The organism is Pseudomonas fontis (assembly GCF_028656955.1).
Classification (GTDB): Bacteria; Pseudomonadota; Gammaproteobacteria; order Pseudomonadales; family Pseudomonadaceae; genus Aquipseudomonas; species Aquipseudomonas fontis.
In genome coordinates, this window is the sequence record NZ_JAMDGY010000127.1 from 1 (window position 1) to 5,956 (window position 5,956).

At 63.3% G+C, this 5,956-nt stretch carries 5 protein-coding genes and 1 pseudogene; 3 read left to right on the plus strand and 3 right to left on the minus strand.

From position 1 onward, the window contains the following. The first annotated feature begins 157 nt into the window (after nt 1–157). Nucleotides 158–1,348, plus strand: coding sequence for an MFS transporter (locus M5G11_RS26655; protein ID WP_273914067.1), 1,191 nt, complete (start codon nt 158–160; stop codon nt 1,346–1,348). 13 nt (nt 1,349–1,361) lie between these two features. Here the strand turns inward: M5G11_RS26655 and M5G11_RS27710 are convergent, their stop codons facing one another. Both M5G11_RS27710 and M5G11_RS27715 read right to left on the minus strand, forming a co-directional pair. Beyond that, nucleotides 1,362–2,225, minus strand: coding sequence for a methyl-accepting chemotaxis protein (locus M5G11_RS27710; RefSeq protein WP_420793898.1), 864 nt, complete (start codon nt 2,223–2,225; stop codon nt 1,362–1,364). Continuing rightward, nucleotides 2,217–2,975, minus strand: a pseudogene (locus tag M5G11_RS27715) (HAMP domain-containing protein); the annotation flags it as partial. The pseudogene M5G11_RS27715 and the gene M5G11_RS27710, both read right to left, overlap by 9 nt. Before the next feature lie 129 nt (nt 2,976–3,104). Here M5G11_RS27715 and rfaD point away from each other — a divergent pair. Beyond that, nucleotides 3,105–4,103 carry an ADP-glyceromanno-heptose 6-epimerase gene (gene rfaD, locus M5G11_RS26665; protein WP_273914065.1) on the plus strand — a complete coding sequence of 333 codons (999 nt, stop codon included), beginning with the start codon at nt 3,105–3,107 and terminating at the stop codon, nt 4,101–4,103. A 43-nt stretch (nt 4,104–4,146) separates the two neighbouring features. Here rfaD and M5G11_RS26670 read toward each other — a convergent pair whose 3' ends face one another. Continuing rightward, nucleotides 4,147–4,791 carry a hydrolase gene (locus tag M5G11_RS26670; protein ID WP_273914064.1) on the minus strand — a complete coding sequence of 215 codons (645 nt, stop codon included), beginning with the start codon at nt 4,789–4,791 and terminating at the stop codon, nt 4,147–4,149. A 139-nt stretch (nt 4,792–4,930) separates the two neighbouring features. Here M5G11_RS26670 and M5G11_RS26675 point away from each other — a divergent pair, with 139 nt between their 5' ends. Next, nucleotides 4,931–5,815: a LysR family transcriptional regulator gene (locus tag M5G11_RS26675; RefSeq protein ID WP_273914063.1), complete on the plus strand. Its 885-nt coding sequence runs from the start codon at nt 4,931–4,933 to the stop codon at nt 5,813–5,815. The last annotated feature ends 141 nt before the right edge of the window (nt 5,816–5,956 follow it).

Genomic DNA, 5,956 nt, shown 5'->3' on the forward strand with positions numbered 1-5,956 from the left:
GCAAGACGGTATCTACAGAATGTTGTCCAAGACCGTTGCCGCACAGCGCCAGCCATTGAGTTACCCCACACTGAACCCAACTCCACAACATCCATACCTGCGTGCATCAACGCCTGTGCTAAAACCAGCACACCCTGATTCGCAGACCCCCACCACAATGACAAAAACAACCCCGCGTTTCGGCCTGCTGTGCCTGGCCAGTTACCTGCTTTCGCTTTCCTACGGCTCGACCTTCCTGCTCTCACTGCTGGTCACCTCGCGTGGCGGCAACGAACAGGATGCCGGCAGCATCATTTCCGTGGCCATGCTCAGCACCGTCGTCGCCGTGCTCGCCTGCGGCCACCTCGCCGACTGGCTCGGCGCCGCCCGAGCAATTTCGCGCTCCGCCCTGTGCCTGATCGCCGCCTGCCTGGGCTTCGCCCTGATCCCCGGTTTCAGCCACAGCCTCTGGCTCTGCGGATTATTGCTAGGCCTGGGCTGGGGCGCGTTCTACACCCTGGGCCCGATCCTGGTCGCCGCACTGGTCGACCCCGCACGCCGCACCCACTGCTTTGCCCTGCTCTCGGGCAGCATGATGAGCGGCATCGGCTCCGGCCCGCTGGTCGGCAAGCTCGCCAGCCTGGCCGGCCTGCCGGTAGAAACCGTGTTCTACGTAGCCGCAGCGGCCTCCGCCCTCGGCCTGCTGATCTTCGCCCACCTCGCCCGCCAGCAACGCCAACAGGCCGCCCGCGTCAGCATCAGCTGGCGCGCGACCAGCGAAGTGCTGCGCTCGTCCGCGCGCTGGCCGATCCTCATGGTGGGCCTGGGCGGCGCCGTGTTCGGCGGGCTGGGCAGCTTCCAGACGTCGTATGCCGCCAGTCGTGGCCTGGATTACTCACTGTTCTTCATCGGTTTCATGCTCGCGGCGATTGGCTGTCGCCTGCTGATCGCCGGCTGGGTGGTCAAGCGCGACCCGTATCGCACCTCGTGCCTGTTGTCGGGCCTGATGGTGCTGGCCGTGGTCGCGCTGAACTGGTGGGTGCACGACAGCCTTGGCTACCTGCTCGCGGCAGCCTTGCTGGGGGTGGGTTATGGCTTGAACTACTCGGTGATCAACGGCCTGGCCGCCAGCGAAGCACCAAACGGCTACACCGCGCAGGCGCTGCTGTTGTTCAGCCTGGGGTATTTTTTCGGCGTGTTCGGCTTCCCGTTGTTGGCCGGCACGCTGATCGTCCAGGGCGGCGTCGAGGCCTTGCTGCTCAGCGTGCTGTGCGTCGCGCTGCTGAACTGGAGCATTAGCGCCGGGCGCCTGCTGACCGCACCCAGGGCCAGTGTCGTCTCCGCGCAACGACCTGGCCCAGTCAAATAGACGCCACCGTTGCTCAGATCTTGAAGCGCTGCACCGACGACTGCATCGACTCGGCCGCCTCGCTCAAGCGCTCGGCGGTCATGCGCAGATCGTGCATGGAATGGGTATTGGCGCGGGATTTCTCGGCGATCAATTCCACCCGCTGCGCCATCTCGTCGCTGGCCTTGGACTGCTCGCCAATGGTCTGCGAAATCTCCTCGACCATGGCCGCTGCATGGTGGGCACCGTCGCGAATCTCGTTGATCGACACCCCGGCCTGACGCGCCAGGTTCACCCCTTCATCCACCCGGCTGACGCACGCCTGCATGTTCGCCACGGCCTCGCGGGCGCTGGCCTGGATGCGTTCGATCATCGCGGAAATTTCCTGGGTGGATTGCGTGGTGCGGGTGGCCAGGTTGCGCACCTCGTCGGCCACCACGGCAAAGCCCCGCCCGGCCTCACCAGCGCGCGCCGCCTCGATGGCGGCGTTGAGGGCCAGCAAGTTGGTCTGCTCGGCAATGCTCTTGATCACCTGGATGATCGAGTGGATGTCTTCAGACGAAGTATCCAGCGCAGTGATATTGCCGGACGACTGGCTGACCACTTCAGCAATGCGGTTCATCCCCTCGACCACCCCGAGGATGACCTGGCCGCCGCTGCTGGCCAACTGTTCGGACTCGGCGGAAATCACCCGGGCGCTGTGCGCGTGCTCGGAGATCTGGGTGATGTTGGCCATCATCTGCTCCATGCTCGCGGCCATGCTGGTGGCGCTTTCGGCTTGCTGGTCGGCGCTGGCGACGATGTCGCGGGCAGTATCGCCGAGGGTGCGCGAGGTGCCGTGCAGGTCGTCGCTCTCCCCGCGAATAGTGGCGATCATCTGGCGCAAATTGCCCTGCATGTCTTCGATCACCCGTTGCAGTTGGCCGATCTCGTCGTTGCCGGCTGCGCCGAATTCGCGCTGCAGGTCGCCCTGGGCAATCGCGCGGGTGCTGTCGATGATGCGGTTGAGCGGGCCGAGCACGGCCTTGAGCAAGTGCCAGCACAGCACGCCGAGCACCACGCAAGCCAGCAACAGGCTCACGCTTAGCACACGCCCGGCGGTGGTCAGGCTGGCGTCTTGATTGCTGCGGGTTTGCGCCGCCTGGTTTTCGATTTGCGTGCTGAGGGCTTCGTTGCGCACCTCCAGGGCGCTGAAGGCTTGGTCGAAGGTGCTGCGCAGGGCGCTGTTGTTGTGCTCCGGGGCCAGGGCGTTGTCGATGACGCCTTTTGCGGTGGCGATATAGGCCTCGACCTGTGGCTTGAGTTCGCCAATTGCCGTGGCGATCTCGGTGGGCAGCGCCGCATCGGCGTTGGCCTGGATGACTTTGCGCATCCATTGCGCGTGTTCATCGAAATCCTTGTGCACCTGCTCGGCGCCCTGGCTGTCGCCGGGCGCTACCAGCAGGGCGGCCAGCACATCGGCGCGGATGGCGTCGTGCATCATGTCCGCTTCCATGTGGTTGCGCATGGCGGTGATGCTGGTTTCGCTGTCTTGCAGGGCATCGCCGGTGGTGGCGTAGCCTTGCAGGCCGATGCCGCCGAGCAGCAGGGCGGAGAACAGGCTGATCAGGCCTGAGGCAATGATCTTGGTGCGGATGTTCACGTCCATGTCTTCCTGTGCGCGGGGCGGTCCGGCAAGTGTAGCCAAGGGTTCAACTGGTGAAATATTGACCAGGGTTAAGGTCTGCGCCGGGTAGCGGTCTAGACTGGTGGCTCCACCTTGTATGGGGGATAGCACATGACCCTTATCGTGACCGGCGCCGCCGGCTTTATTGGTAGCAACCTTGTCCAGGCCCTCAACCGACGGGGCGAGACCGACATCATCGCGGTTGACGACCTGACGGATGGCGACAAGTTTGCCAACCTTGCGGACAGCGAGATTGCCGACTACCTGGACAAGGACGACTTCCTCGACCGTTTCGCCCGTGGGGCCTTTGGCAAGGTGCGCGCCGTGCTGCACCAGGGTGCTTGCTCCAGCACTGTCGAAGACGACGGGCGCTACATGATGGCCAACAACTATGGCTTCAGCCGCGACGTGCTGGAGGCTGCGCAGGCGCAGCAGATCCCGTTGATCTATGCCTCCTCGGCGGCGGTGTATGGCGCCGGGCGTGATTTTCGCGAGTTGCGCGAATGTGAGCGGCCGCTGAACGTGTATGGCTACTCCAAATTCCTGTTCGACCAGCGGGTGCGCCGGCAACTGCCGCAGCCGCGCAGCCAGATCGTTGGCTTGCGTTACTTCAACGTCTACGGCCCGAACGAGCAGCACAAGGGCAGCATGGCCTCGGTGGCCTTCCACTGCTTCAACCAGTACCGGGCGCATGGCCGGGTGAGCTTGTTTGGCGCCTATGGCGACTACCCTTCGGGCGGGCATCTGCGCGATTTCGTCGCGGTGGACGACGTGGTGGCGGTGAACCTGCATTTTCTCGACCGGCCGCAGCTGAGCGGGATATTCAACGTCGGCAGCGGGCGTGCTCAGCCGTTCAACGACGTGGCGTTGGCGGTGATCAACAGCTTGCGCGCTGAACACGATGAAGCGCCGCTGTCGTTGGAGATGGCGTTGCTGGAGGGGATTCTGGAATACAGCGAATTCCCTGACACGCTGCGCGGCAAGTACCAGTGCTACACCTGCGCGGATATCGCCCGATTGCGCGCGGCGGGGTATGCGCAGGCGACCTTGAGTGTGGAGGAGGGGGTGAGGCGGTACTGCAAGGTGTTGCTGAGCCGGGAAGGCAGCTAACAACAAAACCCGCCGGAAGGCGGGTTTGTTTCAAGCGCGATTTTTAGCCCAAGGTACGTTGCGGCGCCTTGTGCACCATGGTGTAGGCGTAATCCACGCCCATGCCGTACGCACCGCTGTGCTCCAGCACCAGGCCCATGACGGCCTCGTAGGTGTCTTTGTGTGCCCAGTCACGCTGGTACTCGAGCAGCACTTGCTGCCAGGTCACCGGGATCGCGCCGGCCTGAATCATGCGCTGTACCGCCATGTCATGGGCTTCCTGGGTGGTGCCGCCGGAAGCATCAGTGACGATGTACACCTCAAAGCCTTCTTCCATCGCTTCCAGGGCCGGGAAGGTCAGGCAGACCTCGGTCCACAGCGCGGCGATGATCAGCTTCTTGCGGCCGGTCGCCTTGACCGCCTCGACCAGCTTGGCGTCTTCCCAGCTGTTCATCGAGGTGCGCTCGATGGGGGTGTGGTCCGGGTTCACAGCCAGCAGCTCAGGCCAGATGTAGCCGCTGAAGCTTGCGGTTTCTACCGAGGTGTAGATGGTCGGTACGTTGAAGATTTTCGCGGCCTTGGCCAGGCCTACGGTGTTGTTCTTCAGGGTTTGGCGGTCGATGGACTGCACGCCGAAGGCCATCTGTGGCTGGTGGTCGATCAGGATCAGGGCGGAGTTGGTAGGGTTCAGCAGTTCGCGCTTGGACATGATTCATTTCCTTGTGAAGTGGCGTGCAGTGTTGAGTGAGTGCCGCGTTGTCTGCGGTATGGACGCCACTTTAGGGCTAGTCAGCGGGTGCGACAATTCCCTAAAATCTGGAAAGATTGATTCTATTTTGGGGACAGTGATGGACCGTATCGACTGCATGCGTGCGTTTGTTGCCACCGTGGATGCCAACGGTTTTGCGGCGGCGGCGCGGGTGATGGATGTACCGCGTTCGAAGGTGAGCAAGCAGATCCAGGCGCTGGAGGATGCCTTGGGCGTGCAGTTGCTGCTGCGCACCACGCGCAGCCTGCACCTGACGGAGGCGGGGTGTGAGTATTACGAGGCGTGCCGCGAGCTGATTGCTTCGGTGGAAGAGGCCGAGCAGCGTGCGCGCAGCAGCTTGGCACAGGTGCATGGGGTGTTGCGGGTGAACGCGCCGATGTCGTTCGGCTTGTGCCGGCTGGGGCCGCTGTTGCCCCGGTTCAATGCGTTGCACCCGAAGGTGGAGTTGCAGTTGGTGCTGAGTGACCAGCAGGTTGACCCGGTGAAGGGCGGGTTTGATGTGACCATCCGGATTGCCAGCCTGGGGGATTCCTCCCTGGTGGCGCGGCAGTTGTCGCCGGCGCCGCGGGTGATGGTGGCTTCGCCGGAATACCTGGCGCGGATGGGCGTGCCGCAGGTGCCGAAGGATTTGATCGCGCATCAGTGCTTGAACTATGGCTACTTGCAGAGTGGTGTGAGCTTGCAGTTGAGCAATGGCCGCGAGACCCAGCGGGTGCATGTGACGGGGCCGTTGCATGCGAACAACGGTGACTTGCTGGCGCAGGCGGCGGAGGGCGGGATGGGCATTGCGTTGTTGCCGGTGTTCATTGTCGAGAAGGCCTTGGAGCAGGGGCGCTTGGTGCAGGTATTGGAGGAGTGGGAGGCGCCGGCGATTTCGATCAATGCGGTGTACCCCTCGGCGCGCCGGGTGCCGATGAAGACGCGGGCGTTTCTGGATTTTCTGGCGCAGGAGTTGGCGGTGTAGCCCCCCACGCCGGGGGTGTCAGAAATTTTGTGTTCGGGCATAACATGAGCAAGAGGTGCATGTATGCCAACCAAAAAGAAACCCGCGCGCCAAGCGCCACGAGAATTACCGAAAATCCCGAAAGAGCTGCTTGAGCAGTTC